The following is a 23,240-nucleotide window of genomic DNA, read 5'->3' as shown; positions in this document are numbered from 1 at the left end:
TGATGTGAATTAGAGGAGGAGAACAGTCATGAATTTGTTGCAACGGCTCAAAAGCGGCGCAGGTAAAGCGACCGAGCGTGCACAGAATGCAGTAGAGATTAACCGGTTAAACGGTCATGTGACAGATATTGAACGCGAGATTGAGGTTCATTATTTGCGGATGGGTCAAGTATTTTACGAAGGGTACCGTGCCGGAGATATGTCTCTTGCTGAAGAAGAGATGACTGATTTGTGCAAAGCATGTGATCTTCTTATGGAAGAAATCGATGAAGTGCATACGAAGATTGCTGTTTTGAAAAACGAACGGGTATGCGAATGCGGAACCGTTGTATCGTTAGAAGCTAATTTCTGTCCAAATTGTGGACGCAAAATGGAAAAGTTACCGGTTGCGTCTAAACGTGAGCAAGGATTTGGCGATGATCCAGATGATGAACGTAATTCACCTATCGTCTATCCTACTCAGTATGAACAGGAATTGGACGAAGAAGACGAAGAGTTACAAGACATGACTGTGGACGAAGAAGAATCACGTCGTGCCGATCGTCTACGTGAAGAACATGAACGTCAAGAAGAATTGGATCGTCTGGTTCGTTCATGGAAAGAAAATCTAGGTGTCGATGAGAACCCGGATGAAGAAGATTACCCTGCTCAACCTGAACCGAAAGTGAAACTGGAAAAAGAAGAGTTGCAACAAGAGCCTGTGCAGAAGCCTGTTATTCCTGCGGCGGCAACAGCTACATCTGCGCCAGTGATCGAAGAAGAGATGGAACCTGAACTAGGAACAGATATGTTCAGTTGTCAGGTATGCGGAAGTTCTTTGCAAAAAGGTTCCAAATGGTGCCCGAACTGTGGCGCAGAACAGCTATAATTTCAACATTATACTGTTCGGTAAGCATAATGATCGTATCTGCAATACATCAATAGACATCTTCTGAACACCAATCGGGAAGGATGAAGCACCTGATGGAACAATTGCTTAACCATTTACGCCATCTAGGGTTTACTGAACTGGAAGCCAAAGTGATGGTAAGTCTGACTCAGCAAGGGACACAATCCGGTTATGAAGTGGCTAAGCGACTGGGTGTATCAAGATCGAATGTATATGCTACACTGCAACGTCTGGTATCACGAGGAGTGATCCAACTGACACCAGGCGAACCTGCTCGTTATACGATGATGCCGATCAAAGAATTTACTCAGATGATCTCAGGTCAGATGGGCGAATCATTAACTTATTTAGAACAACATATGCCTAGTGAAACTCATGAACAACCTTCTTTCTTTATTGTAGAAGGAGAACGTAAAGTGATTGAGACATTGAATCGTGAACTGGATAAAGCGAGCGAAGAGATTGTAGCAGGAATATGGCGGGAAGAAGCCAAATGGTCAAGGCAAGGATTAGAGCGAGCAGAACAACGGGGTGTACGAGTACTTTGGTCTTTTGAAGGTGACGAAGATGGGAAATTCTCAGGCATGTTGCCTTTAACTGCGAGTCAACAAGGGGGACGCAAGTTCTGGCTGGTGGTCGATCGGCGTTGGTGTATTGTAGGTATGAGAGGCGATGAATTGCCTGCTCAAGCGATCGTTACAGAACATCCATTGATGGTAGAATTGTTACTTCAGCATTTTGCCCAGGAAATTATTCTGTTTGAACTTGAAAATGACCTGGGTGCTGAGCTGATTCAGCGCTATGGAGAAGGATATGAACACATTTTAAATAAATATATGCCTAGCTTTGTACACAAAGATATCGATTAAAGAGTGAGCAGCTTCTGGAAAACATCGATATAATAATGCCCTTCATGAGGAACAAATTGTTCACGATGTACAGTGAGCTTGTGAATCGTTGCTGTGGTATCTGTCGTATAGACCCCAGAAGCCATCACTTCATTGCATTTTCCTTGATAAAGTTCGATCATGGCTTGTAAAGGCGCTTCAAAAATACCGGAGACTTCATCTTGTTGCAATTGATACTTAGGAAGTTCATACGGACTGAATGCACCGAATACACTGCTGACTTCACGATCTATAAATGCTCCATGACGAGTACTTCCAAATGTCTCATCACGAATATCCAATACATGAGTTAATTGCTCATAACGAAGTGGAAGTCCTAATTCTTCTTGAATTTCGCGTGCAGCATCTATAAATGTCTCACCCGCAGATAAATGACCAGCAGCCGTAATATCATACATATCAGGAAAAGTATCTTTATCAGGATGACGCTTTTGAAAAACCAATAGTCTTCCATCAACAGTATCCCGGATTAACCAGCAATGAAAAGTATGATGCCAGTGTCCTAGTCGATGAACCTCAGAGCGTTCACATGTACCTAAATGTTGATCTTGTTCATCATAGATATCGAGCATTTCAGTTGTTACCATTTGGTGACACTTCCCTTCAAAGTTAAATAGTTCATATTCAAACAGCACATATTTGTTCTATTATTGAATTATAAGTTGTTTTGGCTACGTAAAAAAAACGACTTTCTACTATTATAATAGTAGAGTTCTTACAGAGAAGAAATACTAATATACGGAGAGGATGAGAAACAATGGAATGTATTGTAAAATTTGATGTTATTCATGACCATGAAGTGAAGGCGTTAAGAGGTCTTGTTTTTGTCGAAGATGGCAAAGCACCTACAACAGAACAGTTGGAAGAAATGTTCAAAGATATGAAATATGAAGTGACCGCAGACAGAGGAGATTCTTTACGCTTTATGCCTACCCAGTCGCCTGCTCCTTTTCACCATATTCGTATAAAAGAACTGGATACCGGTGATAAAAAGTTTACAGAAGATCGGGATTTAAAAGGAATACTGTCCAACTTGTTGCCTACCTCTAATCGCCCTATCTAATATGTATAATGATACAGAGGGAGCAGAAAAATGATTACAAGGTTGCAATCTATTCTGATTATATAAAAAAACCTCTTTCCGTATTGATGGAAAGAGGTTTTTTGTGCATATTTACGCATGTGCCTTATGTAGCTCGGATGTACACTGCGGGCAACGACTGGCTTTGATTGAAATTTCAGTCATACAGTATGGACATTCGCGTGTAGTTTTCTCAGGTGCAGGCTTTTCGTGTTCTTTCCGTTTCATCATATTGATTCCTTTGATTAATAGGAACACACATAGAGCAACGATCAGAAAGTCGATAACCGTATTAATGAATTGTCCGTATGCGATAACAGCCGCTCCTGCTTGCTGAGCCTCTGCAAGAGAAGCATATGTTGCTGTAGAACCACTGAACGTTTTGTCTAAGTCCCAGAATAAATCTGAAAAGTTAGTTCCTCCGAGCAATTTCCCAACAGGAGGCATGATGATATCATTGACGACAGAAGTGACAATCTTACCAAAAGCCGCTCCGATAATAACCCCAACTGCAAGATCGATCACGTTACCGCGTACCGCAAACTCTTTAAATTCTTTTAACAATCCCATAGTTCTTTATTCCTCTCTTTTAGCATTTATGAATAATTCACGTTACTTTGGGGTAATGCTCCATTATGCCTTTTGAACAATTCAATCGTAACATAAGTAATACAGTGGAAGAAATGGAATAATGACAACTATTTAGACTTTATACTCCTAATTATAATCATGTAAAGAAGATAATAGGCTATAAACCTAAAATTTGAATTGTTTAATTAGTTACCTGTTATTTGATTGGGAACTAGATAATAAGACTCAATTTAGATACTTTGCTCAAATAAAGTGAGTCTTAGGTATAGTCATCCGACATTTAGTGTTGCTTTCTGCTCAGTTCAAAAGGGATAGAAAGTCGAAATTTAAATAAATAAAGTTTTATTTTTATACTAGATTTCGACATGATTTTCAGATAACCTATTTTATAATTATGCGAAACGAATAAAAAGAGACAGGATTAACAGGAGGGAAATAACTGTGAGAAACCAGAACGTCCTTAATGATCAGTGGATTCAAAAGCGGAATGGTGTTAAAGCTTTCTTTCATAAACTTTCCGTAGATCCATCGCTCAAACAGGAAAAAGAAAGCAATAAAGATTTTGATGTCAATGAATGGCTTACGAAAGCAACTTCTCCATTACCTAAAGAAATATCCCATCAGTATGGCATTTATGAAGGTAAAACATATCGTCCTTTGCATACAAATACGCAAAATGGAGTCAATGTTGCTGTGTTAGTAGACTTACTTTTCAAACAATCGGGTCTAACAGCCAGTGCAGATGATCTTGTAAAACATATAAATAATGGCGGTACTTTGGAAGGATTTATCACAAAACAAGAGAAGTAAATTGCCTAAAAAAGTAAAATGTAAGAAAATTTGCAATTGAAAGAGGTTTACAAAATTTTCAGAACGCATTATAATGAGCGCAGGAGTTATTCAAAACGAATAACTTTTGGATTGGAAATCATATTACACAAATGTAATAATTTAGAAGCTTAGCTATTATGCGATGAAATTATAAAATCATTTTAAGAGAGGTGGGCGCGTGATGAAAATCAGTTTTAAAGGTATTGATATGGAGGGTACGCCTCAAGAAGTATTTATGCTGATTCGATTGATTGACGGTCCGCTTCAAGAAAAGACTCATATAGAATCAAGGACATCAGTTAACGAAGAAGTGTTGGAGACAAGTCAAAGTGAATGGACAGCTATTTCAACTCAATGGGCAGCTAAACAACCACTTCATACACAAACCTTTTTTCAAACTCCGTCAAACCCCTATCAGGTGTATCCGGATCATGTGGCTGATGAAGAAGTTACAACATTTGCTAACCTCGGCACCTAAGATGTTTCCTACTATTGCAGTACACACAATTAGATTTATGGACAGAGTTGTGATACTCTAGCGATTCCAACCCAGTCACAATAGACGGCTATCTCTCGTAATCTAGGAATTATGTGAACGCCGTTATTTCTTATTCAAACTATGTTACAAATTTGTAATAAATAAATGACAGACTGTAACTGATTGTGATACAACTTGGGTGGAGTCATGTTAGGCATTGGTCATCAGGGGATATTTTCAAAATAGGAGGAGTGTTGAAGTCATTCAATATACACATAAAGAACGGTCGCATAGGTTCGTAGCCTGAAGATCCGTTCAACTTATACGTAATTGGAGGTAGGATTGTGGAGATTAAACAATATTTTAATATTATTAAAAAGCGATTATGGTTGGTACTTTTGATTATTGTGGTGATTACGGTCGGAACTGGCGTGTACGCTTATATGACAAATAACCCGCAATACAGTGCTACAGCCAAATTGGTTGTAAACAGTAGTCCAACAGCAGGTGAGGATAGTACAACCGCTAATATCGGAGCGATCAACTCTAATATTCAGTTAATCAAAACGTACAAAGAAATTATTAAAACGCCTGCCATTATGAACAAAGTGGTAAAAGAGTATCCAGATTTGAATGCTAACGCTTCTCAGTTGATCAATCAGGTGAGTGTGAATGCAGTCAATGAAACACAAGTTATGTCTGTATCGGTAGTGGATACATCTTATGAAGGTGCTGCTAAAAAAGTAAATGCGATTGCAGCCGTGTTCCAACGTGAGATTCCAACATTAATGAATTTTGATAACATCATTATTTTGGACAAAGCAGATCCTAGTGTTCCTACAGCACCGATTACAACAAGCCCAATGTTATTTGTTCTTATTGCATTAGTATTGTCTGTGGTTGTTGGTATCGCTATTGCTTTCTTGTTGGAGTATATGGACGATTCAATCAAAAGCGAGGAAGATATCCGCGATGTTCTCGGAATGCCTGTGCTTGGAGTGATTGCCAAAATGAAAGAAGAAGACATGACGGCAAAAGAGAAAGTACCAGCTAAGCCGTTTACAGGAGGTGGAGAACGTGCCAACCACACTTAAATGGCCGTTAATTACCAAAGAGAATCCAAAGTCATTGATCGCAGAATCTTATAAAGGTCTGCGTACAAATATCGATTTTTCCCGATTGGATGCCAAAGTGAAAAGCATTATCGTCACTTCTGCTACATTGGGCGAAGGTAAAAGTACAACTGTTGCTAATCTAGCTATAGCATATGCTGAGACAGGGCGTAGCGTACTCATTATTGATGGAGACTTACGTAATCCAGCCATGCATCGTATTTTTAACATTTCTAACAATATCGGGTTATCCAATGTGTTATTTGATAAAGACGATCTATCCAAAGCGATTCAATCGACACGAACATTGAATCTGAGTGTAATGACTTCCGGTGCTGTACCTCCGAATCCTTCTGAAATCTTGGGTTCTAAACGGATGGAAGCGTTAATGGAAGAAGTGAAGTCCGAATACGATCTTGTAATTCTCGATACACCGCCTTTGTTACCATTTACCGATGCACAGGTAGCGACGCCGCTATGTGAGGGTGTTGTCATGGTTATCAAAGCAGGTGGAGCCAGTCGTAAAGATATTGTCAAAGCTACAGCAAGTCTTGAATTTGTAGGTGCTCATGTATTAGGAGCGGTACTCAATCAAGCGAGTCGCAAAACATTATCAACGGCTTATCATGAAGAGCAATAATTGACTTACAACTATATAGGTCAAGCTTGGGGTAATGTCTCCTGCACCCATATCACTGGAGATACTCGGTCATGCTGTGGGCTATGTAAGTAGCCTTAGACGTTTATCGTCAAGGGTATGATGGTGAGGACGGGTTAAATGCCCGCATTCTTATAATGTAAGAGAGCCTGAATGTGAAGATGCTGAAGATGTGCGTTATAGTAAAAAACCATTGGAGAGAATATAACTCCTGTCTTCAGACTTCCTACCGCAACAATAGGCTCTAAGCAGCGACCTCACCTTCTATGAAAAGGTTGAGATCGAAATGCTTACATACCTGCAACTTGGCCAGCATGATGCACAAAAACAAAAAAAACAGGATAGGGCGTGATTTTATGAAGAAGGTTCGTAAAGCTATCATTCCCGCGGCGGGGCTAGGCACACGCTTTTTGCCAGCAACCAAAGCTATGCCGAAAGAAATGCTACCGATCGTAGACAAACCAACGATCCAATATATCGTTGAGGAAGCTATCGCTTCGGGTATTGAAGACATTATTATCGTAACTGGTAAAGGTAAACGTGCGATTGAAGATCATTTTGACAATGCTTTTGAATTAGAAGCGACTCTGTTGGAAAAAGGCAAATTGGATTTGCTGGATGAAGTTCAGAAGTCTTCTAAAGTCGATATACATTATATTCGGCAGAAAGAGCCAAAAGGATTAGGGCATGCAGTATGGTGTGCACGTAATTTTATTGGAGACGAACCATTTGCCGTGTTATTGGGTGATGATATTGTACAATCCGATACGCCTTGTACACGTCAATTGATTGAACAATACGAACTCACTGAGAAATCAGTTATCGGTGTACAAACCGTTGCTGAAGATCAGACACATCGATATGGAATTATTGATCCGTCGGAACAATTTGGTCGACTTCATCAAGTTCGCCAATTTGTAGAAAAACCGCCAGCAGGTCAAGCACCATCCAATCTAGCAATTATGGGACGTTATGTGCTTACACCGGAAATCTTTGAATTTCTAGGAGAGCAAGAAGTAGGCGCAGGTGGAGAGATTCAACTGACGGATGCGATTCAACGCTTAAATGAATTGCAACAAGTATTCGCTTATGATTTCCAGGGTACACGCTATGATGTAGGTGAAAAATTAGGTTTTATTCAAACAACGATCGAATTTGCGTTACGAAACGAAGACCTGAAAGCACCTTTATTGCGTTCTCTTAAAGAAACATTGGAAAGAGAGTTACTGCAAGAAGAGTTGCTCGTGGTAAGAGGTGATAGCTAATGACTCCAAGACAAGGGAGTGAAGCGGAAGCCTGGGCGAACTATAGCGAATTTTATGCAAGACATGTTGGTAAAACGTCAGCTAGATTACGTTTTTATGTACTGATGAAACGCATGTTGGATATCTTTTGCTCATTGCTCGGTCTAATTGTATTGTCACCGCTCTTCATTGTACTTGGCATTTTGATTAAAGTTGAGGACTCCAAAGGAAAAGTATTTTTCTATCAGACACGGATCGGTAAAGATGAACAGCCATTTAGGATGTACAAGTTCAGATCAATGGTATCGGATGCCGAAGAGCGTCTGAAAGAACTATTAGAGAAGAATGAAATCCAGGGTGCGATGTTCAAAATGAAAGACGATCCACGTATTACTCGTATCGGACGCTTTATTCGTAAAACGAGTATCGATGAACTTCCACAATTGTGGAATGTACTTCGCGGTGATATGAGTCTGGTTGGACCACGTCCTCCATTGCCAAGAGAAGTCGAAGAATATACTAAACGTGACAAATTGCGTCTAAGTGTTATACCGGGATGTACCGGATTATGGCAGGTAAGCGGACGTAATGAATTAAGCTTTGAAGAAATGGTTGATCTAGACCTGAAATATATCGAGAAAAGAGGAATCCTGTTCGACATTTATATTCTTTTCAAAACAGTTAGAGTCCTTTTCGGTTCTAAAGACGCGTTTTGAGAACAACATCATAAGATAAGGACGAGGTGACACATTAATGAATAAAGATGCCAAAATCTATGTGGCTGGACATAAAGGGTTGGTTGGATCTGCAATCCTACGTGCGCTACAAAAACAAGGATATAATAACTTAATCTATCGCAGCAGTTCTGAATTGGACTTGCGTAAACTAGACGATGTGTATCGCTTTTTTGAACAAGAAAAGATTGATTATGTCTTCCTAGCCGCAGCAAAAGTAGGCGGTATTGCGGCTAACAACGATTTCCCTGCTGATTTCATTCGCGACAATTTGTTGATTCAGACAAATGTTATCGATGCAGCTCACTTTAACGGAGTACAGAAATTGTTGTTCTTAGGATCAACTTGTATCTATCCGAAGTTCGCACCACAGCCGCTTAAAGAAGAATATCTTCTAACAGGCGAGTTGGAACCAACAAACGAACCTTATGCGATTGCCAAAATCGCAGGTATCAAAATGTGTGAATCTTATAACCGTCAATACGGTTCACGATTTATCTCAGCAATGCCTACGAATATGTATGGTCCGAATGATAACTTCGATCTTAAATCATCTCATGTATTGCCAGCATTGGTACGCAAAATTCATGAAGCCAAAGAAAATAACAGCCCAACGGTTGAAATCTGGGGCACAGGAACACCAAAACGTGAATTCCTACATGCGGATGATCTTGCAGATGCGTGCTTGTTCTTAATGGACAACTACGAAGATAACCAAATCGTGAATGTGGGTGTTGGTGAAGATATCGCGATCAAAGACCTGGCGCTGATGATCAAAAACATTGTTGGGTACGAAGGCGACTTGGTATTTAACTCAAGCGTGCCAGATGGTACACCACGTAAATTGGTGGATACAACTAAAATTAACGCATTGGGCTGGAAAGCAAGTATTCCTTTAGAAGAAGGTATCCGCGCTGTCTATGCTGATTTCCGTAATACGGTTGCTGTAAATCAATAAATTAAACTCATACATTTCAAATATATTTTAAAAAAATAAAAACATACTGTGGAGGGAATTAATTATGAAAAGAGCACTAATTACTGGAGTTACTGGACAAGATGGATCTTACCTGGCGGAATTGCTTTTAGAAAAAGGATATCAAGTATTTGGACTTCGCCGCAGAACAAGTACACCGAACTATGAAAATGTAGCGCATATCCAAGATAAAATCGAATGGATTTCAGGCGATTTGACGGATTTGGCTTCATTGATCGAAGCGGTACGTATTTCTAATCCGGATGAAGTATACAACTTGGCAGCCCAATCATTCGTAGCGGCTTCTTGGCCACAACCGATTGCGACAGGTCAACTGACTGCACTTGCTGTAACGAACATGTTAGAAGCGGTACGTATTGCTAAGCCAGATGCTCGTTTCTACCAAGCATCCAGTAGTGAAATGTTCGGTAAAGTACAAGCTATCCCGCAAATCGAGACAACACCTTTCTATCCGCGTAGCCCTTACGGCGTCGCTAAATTATATGGACACTGGATCACAGTTAACTATCGTGAAAGCTTCAACATGTTCGCTTGCTCTGGTATCTTGTTCAATCACGAATCACCACGTCGTGGTCTTGAATTCGTAACTCGTAAAGTTACTGACGGTGTAGCACAGATCAAATTGGGTCTAGCCAAAGAGCTTCGTCTAGGTAACTTGGATTCTCAACGTGACTGGGGCTTTGCAGGAGACTATGTTAAAGCAATGTGGTTGATGCTTCAACAAGATACACCGGACGATTTCGTTATCTCTACAGGTGAAATGCACACGGTTGAAGAGCTAGTACAAGTTGCTTTTGATCATGTGGGTCTGAACTGGAGAGACTATGTAGTTATTGATGAGAAATTTGTTCGTCCAGCAGAAGTAGACTTGTTGCTTGGTGATTGCACGAAAGCGAAGCAAGAATTGGGTTGGGAATTGGAAGTTGGTTTCAAACAATTGGTAGCAAACATGGTGGACGCAGATCTTAAACGTCATGCTGGAAGACCAGTAGAAGTACCTGTATATTAATCGATTCCTTTCATAAAGCGAATAGGAAAAGATCAGTTAAGGGGTAACTTACTGCCACGGACTTTTGCAAAATGATGAAGTGAGATGATAACCACATGGCTAACCCGATCGCCAAAATGCGAAAGAAATTTTCGATGACGCCAGAGAAACGCAAAATCTTTTTCAATACCAACTGGCAGATCATGGACAAGTTCGGACGACTTGCGATCAACATGATCATCAGTATCTGGATAGCGCGTTATCTGGGTCCCGAGCAATTTGGACAATATAATTTCGCGATTGCTTTTGTCACTATTATTGGTGCTGTTGTTCCATTAGGACTTGCTAATATTATTGTCAAAGAACTGGTGCAAGACCCTGATAATAAAACGGAAATTCTCGGAACAGTCTCATTATTACGTCTGTTTAGTGGATTGATTGCTTTTGCAATTACCGTTGTTGCTGCTTTTACATTGCCTGGACAAGATCCAGTCGTACAGTGGAGCATGGTCATCATTGCAGCTAACCTTCTGTTTCAACCGCTGGATGTGATTTCCCAGTGGTTCGATTCAGTCGTGGAAGCCAAATATGCTGTCTATGCCAAAGGTGCTGCTTTTGCATTAACCACCATTATGAAAATAGTGCTTGTCGTGATGCACGCACCATTAATCTGGTTCGCCGTTTCATATGCACTAGAGTTAATTCTTGGATTTCTTTTCCTACTATTCACACAGGGAAACAAAATTCAATTTACCAAATGGTCATTTAACTGGCCGCTTGGTAAACGGTTGATGAATAGCTCATGGCCTTTGATCGTAGCCGGAATCTCCACGATCATCTATCTCAAAATTGATCAGGTTATGCTGAACTACATGATCAATGAGACAGCCGTTGGAGTATACGCTGTAGCCGCTAGACTATCTGAAGTATGGTACGTCATACCGACGGTAGTCGCTGCATCGTACTTTCCGAGTATGATCAAAAACAAGCAACTAGGCCCTGATATTTACAAAGCCGAACTGCAAAAGCTGTACAATATGCTGTTCTGGTTCGCACTGGCTATCTGTATTGTCGTCACGTTTATGGCTAAACCGGTGATCTCGATCTTATACGGTCAAGAATACACAGGCGCCATCAGTATTCTAGTGATTCACGTATGGGCATGTCTTTTCGTCTTTATGAGAGCTGCCTTAAATAAATGGATCATTAGCGAAGGATTGTATCGCTTTGAACTGATCAGTCAGGTCATGGGTGCTGTTGCCAAAGTCGGAATTAACTTAATTCTGATTCCTATGTTCGGTGGAGTCGGCGCAGCGATGGGAACAGTGGTGGCATTTATCGTATCCAGTTACGCATTTACTTTCTTATTCAAAGAAACCCGCGTATCCGGCATCATGATGTCCAAAACACTAATCTCTCCCTTCACCGCCATCTTCAACAAACTTAGACCTGGCAAACGTGAAGTCAGAACCAATAACTAATCTACATTAAAAGGGTTTGCTTCACATGCAGACCGATATTATATCTTGCTTACAAATCATTTTTGAAATGAAGTGTTCAAGTATAGGACAAGCGTCGGAACGAAGGGTGCAAAATCATTCTGAAAGAGCGAAGCGTTCGCCTTTGTTATCGAGTCCTTACCGCAAAGCGGGAAATCAAAGGAGTCGATAACAACAAGCGACGACAAGAACGATTTTGTTCACGAAGTGGTGTACCTTTTCCGAAAAACTTGAGCACTTCGTATTTCAAAGCATTTTAATCACAGACATAAGGAGGTAAGAGCTGATGAAAAAAGTACTATATGTCCATCATTCAGGATTCATGGGCGGAGCACCGAAAAGTCTGACTTATCTCATTAGTCATCTGGATAAGACCAAATTTGACGGACACGTGCTAACGATTCGCAATGGCCCGGCAGTAAAACTGTTGGAATCCGGTGGATTACCTGTAGAAGTGGCTAAAGGCATGTTTCCTTTCCACGGATCAACAGTTTCTGGCATGAGACCGAAGTTGTTTATTCGTAATCTGATCGGAGCATTACCAACTTATTTTCAAGCTAAAAAATATATTCGTAAATACAAACCAGATATCGTTCATTTGAACAGCACATGTTTGTTCCAAGTGGCAAAAGCCGTTAAAAAAGTATCTCCAGATACTAAAGTGGTCTGTCACGTACGTGAACCGCTGTTGAACTCATTTGCCGGAAATATCTTGAAGCGTATGAATCACAAATATGTAGACGGTTATATCTCTATCGATCAGTTCGATTCCGAGACGGTGGATAGTAATGGTAAAGAATTAGAAGTCGTATACAACTTCGTGGACTTTGGAACCTACAATCCAGATGTAAACGGGACTCCTGTTCGTCGGGAACTCGGTATAGACGATGACGATATCGTCTTTTTGTACATTGGTCGTGTAGTAACAGGCAATGGAGTATTGGATCTGGTGAAGTCATTTAACAAAATCAGCAAAGATCATCCGAACTTCAAGTTGATCGTTGGTGGATTTTACTTTAATAAAAATAATGCGTATGAAGACAAAGTTATGGCAGAAGCTAAAGGAAATGATCAGATCATTACACTGGCTTTCCGTGATGATGTACCGCAATTGATTGCCGCAAGTAATGTGATGATGTGCCCGTTTGTAGAACCTCACTTTTCACGCAGTATTATCGAAGCAGCCTCGATGAAGAAACCAGCGATTGCTACCAATATTGGTGGACCAAATGAACTGATTCTTCATAACAAAACAGGCTTCCTGTTCGAGGATCGTAATCACAAAGCGATGGAAGATTATATGGTTAAGATCGGTACAGACAAAGCATTGTACGAGAAGCTTTCTCAAAATGCACTGGCTTTTGCAGAAGAGAACTTCGATGCGCGTAAGAACACCAAGCGGACATTTGATTTCTATAACCGATTCTTTGTTAGGGAAACGGTATGATCACAAGCTTTATACGTTTCAAACGCAAAATAGCTAAAAAGTGTTCTACCGTCTTCACCCGGAGAATGCTGAAAGAACAGCAGATTCAATTTGGTAACAACTTGATCGCTGTAGGAATGCCGATTGTGGATCGAGAAAAGGGAAGCTCGATTCGAATCGGACATAACGCTATTTTGTGTTCATCGGATTATAGCAATCCGATAGGTCTTAATCATCGTACAGTGATTCGTACCCTTGCAGAAGGAGCAGTGATTGAGATCGGCGATGATGTAGGCATCAGCGGAGCGAGCATTTGTGCCGTATCGCGTGTAAGTATCGGTCATCAAGTGATGCTGGGCGTAAACGTACAGATCAGTGATACTGATTTTCATCCGATTAAGCCAGAGAATCGCCGCTTTAACAAAAATCCGCTAGATGTGAGTAAAGCCGATACGATCATTGAAGATAATGTATGGGTGGGTGCGAATGCGATTGTACTCAAAGGAGTAACGATTGGTCGCAATAGTGTAATCGGAGCAGGCAGTATTGTCGCTAGCTCGATTCCCCCTAATTGTATTGCTGCTGGAGTACCGGCTAAAGTCATTAAGCACTTGGAAGGAGTGGAATAATATGCTGAATGAACAGGCTTTGTCGCCAAAAATAGATATCACAGTTAAGAATAAGCTCATCATTTTTATCACGATGGTGCTTATAGTGATCACGTCGGGTTCTGTGTTATTCGGCAAATTGTATTATTCCCTCTTTATTATGATTCTGTTCGCAACAGCAGTAGTATTTTACTTTCCGAAGCGAATAGAACCCAAGCACTTTTTGACTTTGATGGTCATCTTAGCTTTTATCTTATTTAATCTATTATTATACCGCGATAATATCGGGGGCTATGGTGGATTGATCCTGAAAATTCTAGCGATTTTTATGATTATCAATCGACTGGATATTCATCAGGCTGGTAAAAGTTATCAGTGGATTATCGTTGCGTTAGCATTACTAAGTTTACCTTTTTACGCTTTGGGTGTGGTTAGCCCTGAATTTGTAAGATCCACTTTCCCAACAGTGGATGTGTGGAACGGTGTTTATCGAATCACACCATTTTATGTATATGGGAACTGGAATATGTCACGAAATCAGGGGATCTTCTGGGAACCTGGTGCTTTTCAAGTCTTTCTGAATTTGGGCATTTTCCTGATGCTGTTCACCAACCGGAAGCTGCCCAAATGGCAATTGATTCTCGTTACCGGCACATTACTTACAACGATGTCCACTTCAGGATATATGATCTGCGGATTGATCTACTTCGCTTATCTGATCCGTAGCGGTAAACGCAAGCAAATGACACAGCTCATTATTCCGTTGTTGCTGTTAATTCCGCTCATTTATTTTGAAAGTCAAAGTGGTGTTATTGCAGATAAGTTTCAAGATGGCAATCAATCGTTTGATCGTCGATCTTTGGATACCACGTCGAATCTGGAGTTGATGATAGAGAAACCGCTAGTCGGTTGGGGCTTCCAGAACAATAGCGTACTGATGGAAAGGTATGGGATCGGAGATTCATCGAACTCACTACTAACCTTTGGTTATCAATTTGGCTTACCTTTACTACTGATTATGCTGATTTATTATTATTCAAGATTACAGCGAGCGATTGGAAGTGTGTTTCAAAGCATACTGATCTTTATTGCACTGATCATTGTATTTTCAACGGAAAACATGATCTTTCAGCCATTGTTCGTCATGTTAATGTTTTTTGATGTTAAAGCTTCAGAACAAAAATTAAAGAGTGGTGAACAACTCCATGGAAACGAAGTCAATCGCTTACGTAGCCCCTTACGTGGACGAGCAATTGCACCAGAAAAGGGGATATAGCTCAAAGCATACGGCAGGCAATAAAAAAATTGACTGTATCTTGCATGCGTTGGAGGAAGGCGATAACCAGATTACGGTGATCTCGCCATTGCTACTCAAAAAGAATACATTTCGTTTTTTCAGCGCAGATCGTTATTCGATTGGACATCGAAGTGAAGTCATTTATCCGGCAACCGTAGATGCGAAATTTATCAGTCTGTTTTTGACACTATTTACGACATTCTTTCAACTGGTTCGTTGGAATCGGGCGCATAAAGGTGAATCACGTGCTGTGATTTTCTACAATTATCGCTTAGAAACCGCATTACCAGCGATGTTGTTCAAAATGCTATATCGTGTACCTCTTATCGTTGAGTATGAAGATGGAATCTATGCTGTTACAGAAACGAATAAGTACTACAAAAAGCTAACCGTCATGGTAGAGAAATTTGCTAACAAATTGTTAGATGGCGCTGTACTTGTTACATCTGTACTCAAGAAAAGAATTCGCACGGATAACTACACAGTTGTCCGCGGAGGTACGGTTCATCCTGCAAAGCTCAAACCTGTGCAGGAAGTGAATCTAGGTACAGCCGATCGAGCATTTCGTATGGTGTACTCTGGACGACTGGATTACGACCGTGGTATCGAAATTCTGCTTGAAGCGCTCCCCCATGTGAACACTGAGCGCATGATTCAATTAGATATTACAGGCTATGGTCCATTAGAAGAAAAAGTAAAACAGTTTATCGCAAGTCAGTCTAATGCACGTATTAATATCACATTCCATGGTTTTCTGGATGATAACGATTATGCTGCATTGATGGAACAAGCGGATTTATTTGTAAATACACAACGTGAAAAGATTCTGTTCAGTGAATGTTCGTTCCCTTCTAAAGTGGTCGAATATATCAAATACGGTAAGTTGGTTCTAACTTCCGGTGTATCTGATATTAATCTGATTAACCAAAATATGTTTGTCACCTATGGTAATGATAGTGCACAAGAATTAGCAGCAGCAATCAACGAAATTTTGCGTCATCCAGCACAATACAGTCTATATCCAGCTCGTGCGATGCAATGGTTGATCAGCGATTGTTCTCATAAAGTCGTGGCTGGCAAATTGGATAAAGTACTGAATCGTGCAATCAGCGGTGGTACCAAAGAGAAAGTCGTCTATTCGGAATCCACCTCAATGAAATAAGCAGGAAGGAGGGATGAAGATGGTAAAGATCAGACTGGATCAATATTCACAAGAAGAGTATTCACGCGGAAGATCAGGACTCTATTGTCTACTGTGGTGGTTTGTACAAGGAACATTATTCCGTTTCTCCCTACACAATATGTATAACTGGAGAAGATTTCTTCTCAATAGCTTTGGAGCGAAGCTTGGACTAGGTGTTCATGTTCGTCCATCTGCTAAATTCACGTATCCGTGGAAAGTTACGATCGGAGAGTATTCTTGGATCGGCGACAATGTTGAATTTTACAGTCTTGATGAGATTGTTATCGGCAGCCATTGTGTGATTTCCCAGAATTCCTATCTGTGTACAGGTAGTCATAAGCTCAATGATCCAACGTTCGGATTAATTACAAAGCCTATTCATATTAAAGATGGTGCATGGGTAGCAAGCGACGTATTTGTCTATCCAGGCGTTACGATTCATGAATTAGGTGTTGCAGGAGCAAGAAGTACGATTTTCAAAGACATTCCAGCGAATGAAGTGCATATCGGGTTCCCGGCTGCATTTCACAAGCATCGTTTCGCTGAAGAAGTACCGACAGAACATCAAGTTACACCGATTGCTCAAGTACACCGTATCAAATAAACCAAATGAGTCCTATAGACAAAAGAGGGATGAATGTGAAACCAAAAATAGTTTTTGTCATTAACTACTTTTATCCCGATTATGCATCAACGGGACAATTATTAACCGAGTTGTGTCTGTACTTACAACATGACTTTGATATTACAGTGATTGCAGAATGTCCTCCAGGGTATGGAGGCGAAGCCGCAGCAAAAGGACGTTATATTACCGATCATCTTGAAAATATTAAAGTGATCCGTATTCGTCTTCCTGAGGTGGATAAGCAAAGTAAGTTTAGCCGGATCAAGTATATTTCGACGTACTTCTTCTATGCGACTTACTTGTTATTGAAGCAAAAAAATACAGACTTTATCTATACGATCTCTACACCACCAGTACTAGGCGGTTTGATCGGTACCATCGGTAAATTATTCAAACGTTCCAAACATATCTATAATATTCAGGATTTCAACCCTGAACAAGCAGAAGCTGTCGGTTACACGAAGCGGCAATGGATTTTCAATGTAGCGCGTGCGATTGATAATATCAACTGCTCGATGGCGGATCATATTATCACCGTAGGTAAAGACATGCAAGAAACATTGGTGAATCGCTTTGGTGGACGCAAGCATATCGAGAATACAGTGATTAACAATTGGACGAATGAAGAAGAAATTGTTCCTTTGGATAAACATCATCCACGAGTCGCTAAGTTTATCGCCGATCATGGCTGGCAAGATAAATTTGTTGTAATGTACTCCGGTAATCTAGGTCTTTATTATGATCTAGAAAATCTAATGACGATTATACCGGGTCTGAAAGATTGCAAAAACTTGGTCTTTGCTTTTATCGGAGAAGGTGCGGTAAAGAAAAAGATGCAGGAGTATGCAGCACAACATGGACTCGAAGAATCCGGTCAAGTGTGTTTTCTCCCTTTCCAACCGAAAGAGGATTTGAAATATTCGCTTAATGCAGCTGATGTTCATCTGGTCGTGAATCAGAAAGGCATCAAAGGGGTCTCTGTTCCAAGCAAAATCTACGGCGTTATGGCGGCTGGTAAAACAGTACTGGGTGTACTGGAATCAGGTAGTGAAGCTCACCGTCTAATTGTAGAAGGCGCTTGTGGACTTGTAGCAGAACCTCAAAATTATGAGGATATTGCAATTCAACTTCGTCGTCTGTATGAGATGGATGCTGAAGAAATTCAAGCGATCGGTCAAAATGGCCGGGACTATCTGGAAAAATATTTACGCCGCGATGTATCGCTGGAAAAATATCGTCAGCTATTGTTATCCATGGCGACACAGTCCCCGTCCACAACTATGGTTTCTGAATCAAGATAAATATAGTCTGAACGACCAACCATCCGTAACATACTAAAAAAAGAAATGGGAGGGATTGGAGTGAAACTTATCCTTTTATCTGGAGGTTCAGGTAAGCGTTTATGGCCTCTGTCTAACGATGCAAGATCAAAACAATTTTTGAGAGTACTGGAAAATGAACAAGGTGAACTGGTATCAATGGTTCAGCGTGTATGGAATCAATTGGATGCTTGTGGATTAAGCGAATCTAGCCTTATCGCAACCGGTCAATCTCAAGTCGAGATTATGCGGAGTCAAGTCGGTGCTGATGTACCTCTTATTATTGAGCCAGAACGAAGAGATACGTTTCCTGCTATCGCACTTGCAGCAACCTATCTATATTCCATAGAAGGTGTCAGCTTGGATGAAGTCATTACGATTTTGCCAGTTGATCCTTATGTAGACAATATGTTTTTTGACACAGTAAAAAGTATGGAAATGGCACTACAAGAATCCGATGCAGATATCGCACTAATCGGTGTAGAACCAACATATCCTTCTTCTAAATATGGTTATATTATTCCTTCAGGTGAAACGACAGAAACCGGCCTTCGCAAAGTAAGCCGTTTCCAAGAAAAACCGACGGAAGAGTATGCAGAACAATTAATTGCAGAAAATGCACTTTGGAACTGTGGTGTATTTGCTTTCAAACTAGGCTATCTGATTAGCTTACTTGAAGAAAAAGGATTACCAATTCAATATGAGCAATTCCTTAAACAGTATGATCGTTTACCAAAAATCAGTTTTGACTATGAAGTTGTCGAGCAAGCTAAAAATATTATTGCTCTTCCATATACCGGTTACTGGAAAGACTTGGGTACATGGAATACATTGACCGAGGAAATGAGCAGCGTACAAATTGGACGCGGTATTATCAGTGAAGACTGTGTAAATACGCATTTGGTTAACGAAACAAACGTACCTGTTACGATTCTAGGTATGAAAGATGTTGTTGTTGCTGTAAGCCCGGACGGTATTCTGGTATCTGACAAAGCATCCAGTCCACGTTTGAAAGAATTAGTGAATTTTGATCAAGGTCCTATGTATGAAGAGCGTCAATGGGGCTGGGTTGTTGTATTGGATGATCAGAAGTATGAAGACGGACGCTGTGTATTAACGAAGCGTATCGGTCTACAAGAAGGCAAGAACTTGAGCTATCAGTCACATACGGATCGCGAAGAAGTATGGACAGTGGTTAAAGGCGAAGGCGAATTTGTTCTCAATGGTAACATGATGCGGGTAAGAGCAGGGAACGTACTGCATATTCCAGTCAAAGCACTTCATAGTATCCGTGCAGTGAAGGATCTAGAAGTGATCGTTGTACAAACGGGCTTTAATGCGCAGAACGATCAAATTGTGGAGCTATTCCATTCATGGGAAGAGATCGAACAAAACTGCATGAAGATTTAATCACCATCTGTTATTACATTTCAGATTACGGATATGGACATGCCACGCGAAGTATCGCAATTATCCGCACGGTACTAGAGCGACATCATGATCAACCTATCCGATTAATCGTTAATTGTGGCAAAGCATTACCGTTTTTAATCGATTCATTACAAAAAGAAATGTTGCCATGGATCAGCAATGATCATCGTATTGAATTTAGAAGTATATTTTCTGATACCGGTTATGTGTTACAACACGATTCGATTGCAGCAGATATACAGAGCCTTAGACAACAATATAACCTCGATATGTCGTTGTTTGAAGAAAGAGTTACCCAAGAACAGAAATTTTTACTTGGAGTTAAGGCGCAACTGGTGATCAGTGATATTTCACCGATTCCGTTTGTCGCCGCACAGCGTGCAGGTATAGAGTCTTTAGGCATATCGAACTTTACCTGGTACACCGCTTATCAAGATATGTTGGAAAAGTCAGATTTAAATACATTGCGTGCCGCTTATGCTCAAATGGATCATTTTATCAGTCTAGCCGGTTGTGCTGAACCCGAGTGGGGACGCAAATGCCGAATAGATACTGGATTCTTTTGCAGACAACCTGATCTTCAGGAAGTCGAGCGTATACGTACAGAATTAGATCCGACCGGGCAACGTAAAATTATCTTTTTCGGCTTAGGTCGTAGTATACAGGTGGATCATTGGTCAACGATGGAACTGTGGGATAGTGAACAATGCATATTTATCGTATCGTCCAATATGGATATTGACCATCCCAATGTTGTACAGATTCCTGATCAATACACCGAATCACAGAATTATGTAGCTGCCGCCGATCTGGTGATTACTAAGCCAGGTTGGGGTACCGTCTGTGAAGCTATCGAGTTAGCAAAGCCACTCATTTTGCTTAATCGCAGTCATTTTTATGAAGATCGTCATACGATTGCAGCTGTTCCTAGCGACCATCCATTGTACTTAATGTCATGGGAAGAGATTCAGCAGCTAACATTATCAACAGAAGACGAGATAGGTCAACTTCATGATGCACAATCAGGCAAAGGATTAAGCATACATGAACGATCTAGTTCTACTTTAGTTGAGATTGCAGATTATATTCAAAATCTTTTACAACATGTAAAAGTGGTCTGAACTTAGTGCATAACGATCCAGACGATAGCACCCCATAATAATAGTGAAAGTGCAGTGCCCCATAGGCATCCTTTTGCAAATGATGGATTGGTTTGATATCTCATAATGGTCAGCCTCCAAATATAGAATGAGATTGAAAAGTATTTGTCCAATCATAGATTGAATCTGTCAATCTGACAAATGAATCAATTTCTTATAAATACTATATCGGTTGAACTACGGGATAGATGAATAGAGTTTAGGAATAACATACTCAATCTGTTTTGAAATATAAAATTACAAATAAGGAACAGGAGTGGTAATGATGAATATTACTGTAATAGGTACAGGTTATGTAGGTTTGGTATCAGGTGTCTGCTTTTCAGAAATAGGAAACAACGTACGTTGTGTGGATAAAATTGCTTCTAAAATCGAGACGTTGCAAAATGGTGGCATCCCGATCTACGAACCAGGTCTTCAAGAAATGATGATGAAGAATGTAGAAGCAGGACGATTAACATTTACAACGGACTTGAGTGGACCGGTATCCGAATCGGATCTCGTGATTATTGCAGTAGGTACTCCACCACTTCCTTCCGGTGAAGCAGATCTACAATATATCGAAGCGGCTGCTCGTGAAATTGCACTTTCCATGAAAGGCTACACTGTCGTTGCTGTGAAAAGTACAGTTCCTGTTGGAACCAATGAGCGCGTAAATAGCATTATTGCTTCTTTAACCGATCAACCTTTTGATACAGCTTCGATTCCAGAATTCTTGCGTGAAGGTTCTGCGGTTAAAGATGCATTCAATCCAGATCGTCTAGTACTTGGTGTACAGACACAACAAGCAGCAGACTTGCTACTTGAATTGCACCGTCCTTTGACTGAAAATCTAGTAGTAACAGATATCCGTAGTGCTGAAATGATCAAATATGCATCCAATGCTTTCCTTGCAACCAAGATTTCATTTATCAACGAAATTGCTAACATTTGTGATAAAGTTGGCGCAGATGTTGATGAAGTTGCCAAAGGAATGGGAATGGATCGTCGTATCGGGCCTTCATTCTTGAATGCAGGTATCGGTTACGGTGGTTCTTGCTTCCCGAAAGATACGCATGCTTTGATCCAAATCGCAGGTAACGTAGAGTATGACTTTAAATTACTGAAATCTGTAGTTGAAGTCAACCAAGCACAGCGTTGGGGAATTGTTGATAAGTTGTTAGAAGCATTAGGTACTTTACAAGGTAAAAAAATCGCTGTCTGGGGTCTAGCATTCAAACCAGATACAGATGATATTCGTGAAGCACCATCATTGGAGATCGTACCGAAATTAGTAGAATTCGGTGCAAAACCACAAGTATTTGATCCAGTAGCCGCAGAAAACTTCCGCCGTGAATATGATCACGAATCGATTACTTTTGCAGAAAGTGCTTTAGAAGCCGCTCGTGGTTGTGATGCAGTCTGCTTGTTAACCGAGTGGGGCGAGTTCGTGAATATCGATCTTAAAGAAGTAGAAGCCGTTATGAATCAAGCTGTACTTGTAGATGGACGTAATGTATATAGCGCGCAACGTGTGAAGGAAACAGGCTTCGATTACCATTCTATGGGTCGTCCAGCATTGCTTCGTGATCACTTTATCGCGACTCAATCTTAATTCTTACCTCTAACCTATATAGCAAAAACCGACCTTGAAGTGTATCTTCAGGGTCGGTTTTTTTGCTGTTGTATTCAGATATGAGGATCAGGACATCTATCCATAATCATCAGCGAAAATTGGAGAGCTCTGGTTGTAGATCGTGATTGAATATTCTTACGCTCGATCAGCGCTAATCATGAGAAATAGAATGGAAATTTCACTGGGAATGGGAACGATCTCTTACTACACGCTCTAACAGTTGACGAATCAATTGAAGATCTTCTTCTTCAAGTGGCACACCATCCCAATGAAGCTGGGTATAGTTGAGAAATTCACGTGCATTCGTATTTTGTTGAGTAGGATCATATTCTTCGGTCAAACCGAGCAAATAATCAGAAGTAGTACTCAATTTTTTAGCAATAGATTGGATCGTTTCCAAAGTGGGTTGTCTGTATCCGGACTCGTAGCCTGCGTATGTGCTCTTAGCTACTCCTACATGATCTGCAACTTCCTTCATCGACATATTTCGCTGTTTGCGAAGTAGTTTGAGGCGTTTGGCAAACAATTCAAAAACCCCCTAAATAACCTAAAATGTGTGCGACCGG

At 40.5% G+C, this 23,240-nt stretch carries 25 protein-coding genes; 21 read left to right on the top strand and 4 right to left on the bottom strand.

The annotated features are described in order from the left end of the window. The first annotated feature begins 28 nt into the window (after positions 1-28). Together RCP16_RS16665 and RCP16_RS16660 are read left to right on the top strand one after the other, a co-directional pair. Positions 29-868, top strand: a complete 840-nt coding sequence (locus tag RCP16_RS16665; RefSeq protein ID WP_308640855.1) for a zinc ribbon domain-containing protein — start codon at positions 29-31, stop codon at positions 866-868. Between the two features lie 95 nt (positions 869-963). Further along, positions 964-1,758: a TrmB family transcriptional regulator gene (locus RCP16_RS16660; RefSeq protein WP_069329513.1), complete on the top strand. Its 795-nt coding sequence runs from the start codon at positions 964-966 to the stop codon at positions 1,756-1,758. On the opposite strand, the gene RCP16_RS16655 is transcribed toward RCP16_RS16660, so the two are convergent. Then, positions 1,755-2,384, bottom strand: coding sequence for an NUDIX hydrolase (locus tag RCP16_RS16655; RefSeq protein ID WP_308640854.1), 630 nt, complete (start codon positions 2,382-2,384; stop codon positions 1,755-1,757). The two genes, RCP16_RS16660 and RCP16_RS16655, sit on opposite strands and share 4 nt — an antisense overlap. Before the next feature lie 170 nt (positions 2,385-2,554). On the opposite strand from RCP16_RS16655, the gene RCP16_RS16650 reads away from it, so the two are divergent. Then, complete coding sequence (locus tag RCP16_RS16650; protein ID WP_273593070.1) at positions 2,555-2,860, top strand: hypothetical protein; 306 nt, start codon at positions 2,555-2,557, stop codon at positions 2,858-2,860. Between the two features lie 111 nt (positions 2,861-2,971). On the opposite strand, the gene mscL is transcribed toward RCP16_RS16650, so the two are convergent. Further along, positions 2,972-3,448 (bottom strand): large conductance mechanosensitive channel protein MscL, encoded by a 477-nt coding sequence (gene mscL / locus RCP16_RS16645; RefSeq protein WP_069329510.1) that lies wholly within the window; start codon positions 3,446-3,448, stop codon positions 2,972-2,974. A 462-nt stretch (positions 3,449-3,910) separates the two neighbouring features. On the opposite strand from mscL, the gene RCP16_RS16640 reads away from it, so the two are divergent. The 9 genes from RCP16_RS16640 to RCP16_RS16600 all read left to right on the top strand — a co-directional run bounded on the left by RCP16_RS16640 (position 3,911) and on the right by RCP16_RS16600 (position 11,992). Next, positions 3,911-4,279 carry a hypothetical protein gene (locus tag RCP16_RS16640; RefSeq protein ID WP_069329509.1) on the top strand — a complete coding sequence of 123 codons (369 nt, stop codon included), beginning with the start codon at positions 3,911-3,913 and terminating at the stop codon, positions 4,277-4,279. A gap of 202 nt (positions 4,280-4,481) precedes the next feature. Next, positions 4,482-4,778, top strand: a complete 297-nt coding sequence (locus tag RCP16_RS16635; RefSeq protein WP_069329508.1) for a hypothetical protein — start codon at positions 4,482-4,484, stop codon at positions 4,776-4,778. A 344-nt stretch (positions 4,779-5,122) separates the two neighbouring features. Then, positions 5,123-5,872: a YveK family protein gene (locus RCP16_RS16630; protein ID WP_308640853.1), complete on the top strand. Its 750-nt coding sequence runs from the start codon at positions 5,123-5,125 to the stop codon at positions 5,870-5,872. Further along, positions 5,856-6,530 carry a CpsD/CapB family tyrosine-protein kinase gene (locus RCP16_RS16625; protein WP_069329506.1) on the top strand — a complete coding sequence of 225 codons (675 nt, stop codon included), beginning with the start codon at positions 5,856-5,858 and terminating at the stop codon, positions 6,528-6,530. Before RCP16_RS16630 ends, RCP16_RS16625 begins: the two co-directional genes overlap by 17 nt. A gap of 374 nt (positions 6,531-6,904) precedes the next feature. After that, positions 6,905-7,813 (top strand): UTP--glucose-1-phosphate uridylyltransferase GalU, encoded by a 909-nt coding sequence (gene galU, locus RCP16_RS16620; RefSeq protein ID WP_069329505.1) that lies wholly within the window; start codon positions 6,905-6,907, stop codon positions 7,811-7,813. Further along, positions 7,813-8,508 carry a sugar transferase gene (locus tag RCP16_RS16615; RefSeq protein ID WP_069329504.1) on the top strand — a complete coding sequence of 232 codons (696 nt, stop codon included), beginning with the start codon at positions 7,813-7,815 and terminating at the stop codon, positions 8,506-8,508. The genes galU and RCP16_RS16615 overlap by 1 nt, the downstream gene beginning before the upstream one ends. A gap of 37 nt (positions 8,509-8,545) precedes the next feature. Then, entirely contained in the window at positions 8,546-9,484 is a 939-nt protein-coding gene (locus RCP16_RS16610; RefSeq protein WP_069329503.1) for a GDP-L-fucose synthase family protein, read from the top strand. 64 nt (positions 9,485-9,548) lie between these two features. Next, positions 9,549-10,532, top strand: a complete 984-nt coding sequence (gene gmd, locus RCP16_RS16605; protein WP_069329502.1) for a GDP-mannose 4,6-dehydratase — start codon at positions 9,549-9,551, stop codon at positions 10,530-10,532. 116 nt (positions 10,533-10,648) lie between these two features. Continuing rightward, positions 10,649-11,992: a flippase gene (locus RCP16_RS16600; protein WP_308640852.1), complete on the top strand. Its 1,344-nt coding sequence runs from the start codon at positions 10,649-10,651 to the stop codon at positions 11,990-11,992. 145 nt (positions 11,993-12,137) lie between these two features. On the opposite strand, the gene RCP16_RS16595 is transcribed toward RCP16_RS16600, so the two are convergent. After that, positions 12,138-12,260, bottom strand: a complete 123-nt coding sequence (locus RCP16_RS16595; RefSeq protein WP_308640851.1) for a hypothetical protein — start codon at positions 12,258-12,260, stop codon at positions 12,138-12,140. A gap of 36 nt (positions 12,261-12,296) precedes the next feature. On the opposite strand from RCP16_RS16595, the gene RCP16_RS16590 reads away from it, so the two are divergent. The 9 genes from RCP16_RS16590 (at position 12,297) to RCP16_RS16550 (ending at position 22,653) form a co-directional block, all read left to right on the top strand. Continuing rightward, positions 12,297-13,457, top strand: coding sequence for a glycosyltransferase family 4 protein (locus RCP16_RS16590; protein WP_069329500.1), 1,161 nt, complete (start codon positions 12,297-12,299; stop codon positions 13,455-13,457). Positions 13,458-13,522: 65 nt separating this feature from the next. Beyond that, positions 13,523-14,065 carry a DapH/DapD/GlmU-related protein gene (locus tag RCP16_RS16585; protein WP_161594295.1) on the top strand — a complete coding sequence of 181 codons (543 nt, stop codon included), beginning with the start codon at positions 13,523-13,525 and terminating at the stop codon, positions 14,063-14,065. Position 14,066: 1 nt separating this feature from the next. Beyond that, positions 14,067-15,320, top strand: coding sequence for a hypothetical protein (locus tag RCP16_RS16580; protein WP_069329498.1), 1,254 nt, complete (start codon positions 14,067-14,069; stop codon positions 15,318-15,320). Beyond that, complete coding sequence (locus RCP16_RS16575) at positions 15,250-16,503, top strand: glycosyltransferase family 4 protein (protein ID WP_083243656.1); 1,254 nt, start codon at positions 15,250-15,252, stop codon at positions 16,501-16,503. Before RCP16_RS16580 ends, RCP16_RS16575 begins: the two co-directional genes overlap by 71 nt. Positions 16,504-16,522: 19 nt before the next feature. After that, entirely contained in the window at positions 16,523-17,128 is a 606-nt protein-coding gene (locus RCP16_RS16570) for a putative colanic acid biosynthesis acetyltransferase (protein ID WP_083243655.1), read from the top strand. Positions 17,129-17,163: 35 nt separating this feature from the next. Then, positions 17,164-18,450: a glycosyltransferase family 4 protein gene (locus tag RCP16_RS16565; protein WP_273593073.1), complete on the top strand. Its 1,287-nt coding sequence runs from the start codon at positions 17,164-17,166 to the stop codon at positions 18,448-18,450. A 60-nt stretch (positions 18,451-18,510) separates the two neighbouring features. Further along, positions 18,511-19,878, top strand: a complete 1,368-nt coding sequence (locus RCP16_RS16560) for a sugar phosphate nucleotidyltransferase (RefSeq protein ID WP_069329494.1) — start codon at positions 18,511-18,513, stop codon at positions 19,876-19,878. Then, on the top strand, positions 19,842-21,020 hold the full coding sequence (locus RCP16_RS16555) for a glycosyltransferase (protein WP_308640850.1): 1,179 nt from the start codon (positions 19,842-19,844) through the stop codon (positions 21,018-21,020). The genes RCP16_RS16560 and RCP16_RS16555 overlap by 37 nt, the downstream gene beginning before the upstream one ends. Positions 21,021-21,324: 304 nt before the next feature. Further along, entirely contained in the window at positions 21,325-22,653 is a 1,329-nt protein-coding gene (locus tag RCP16_RS16550; protein WP_069329492.1) for a UDP-glucose dehydrogenase family protein, read from the top strand. Between the two features lie 199 nt (positions 22,654-22,852). Here the strand turns inward: RCP16_RS16550 and RCP16_RS16545 are convergent, their stop codons facing one another. After that, a complete protein-coding gene (locus RCP16_RS16545) occupies positions 22,853-23,200 on the bottom strand; it encodes a helix-turn-helix domain-containing protein (protein WP_083243654.1) in 348 nt (115 codons plus the stop codon). Positions 23,201-23,240: the final 40 nt, after the last annotated feature.

Source organism: Paenibacillus nuruki, assembly GCF_963311185.1.
Taxonomy (GTDB): domain Bacteria; phylum Bacillota; class Bacilli; order Paenibacillales; family Paenibacillaceae; genus Saccharibacillus; species Saccharibacillus nuruki.
Note: the sequence above shows the minus strand (reverse complement) of the source record. Positions and strands in the feature narration are given on the sequence as shown.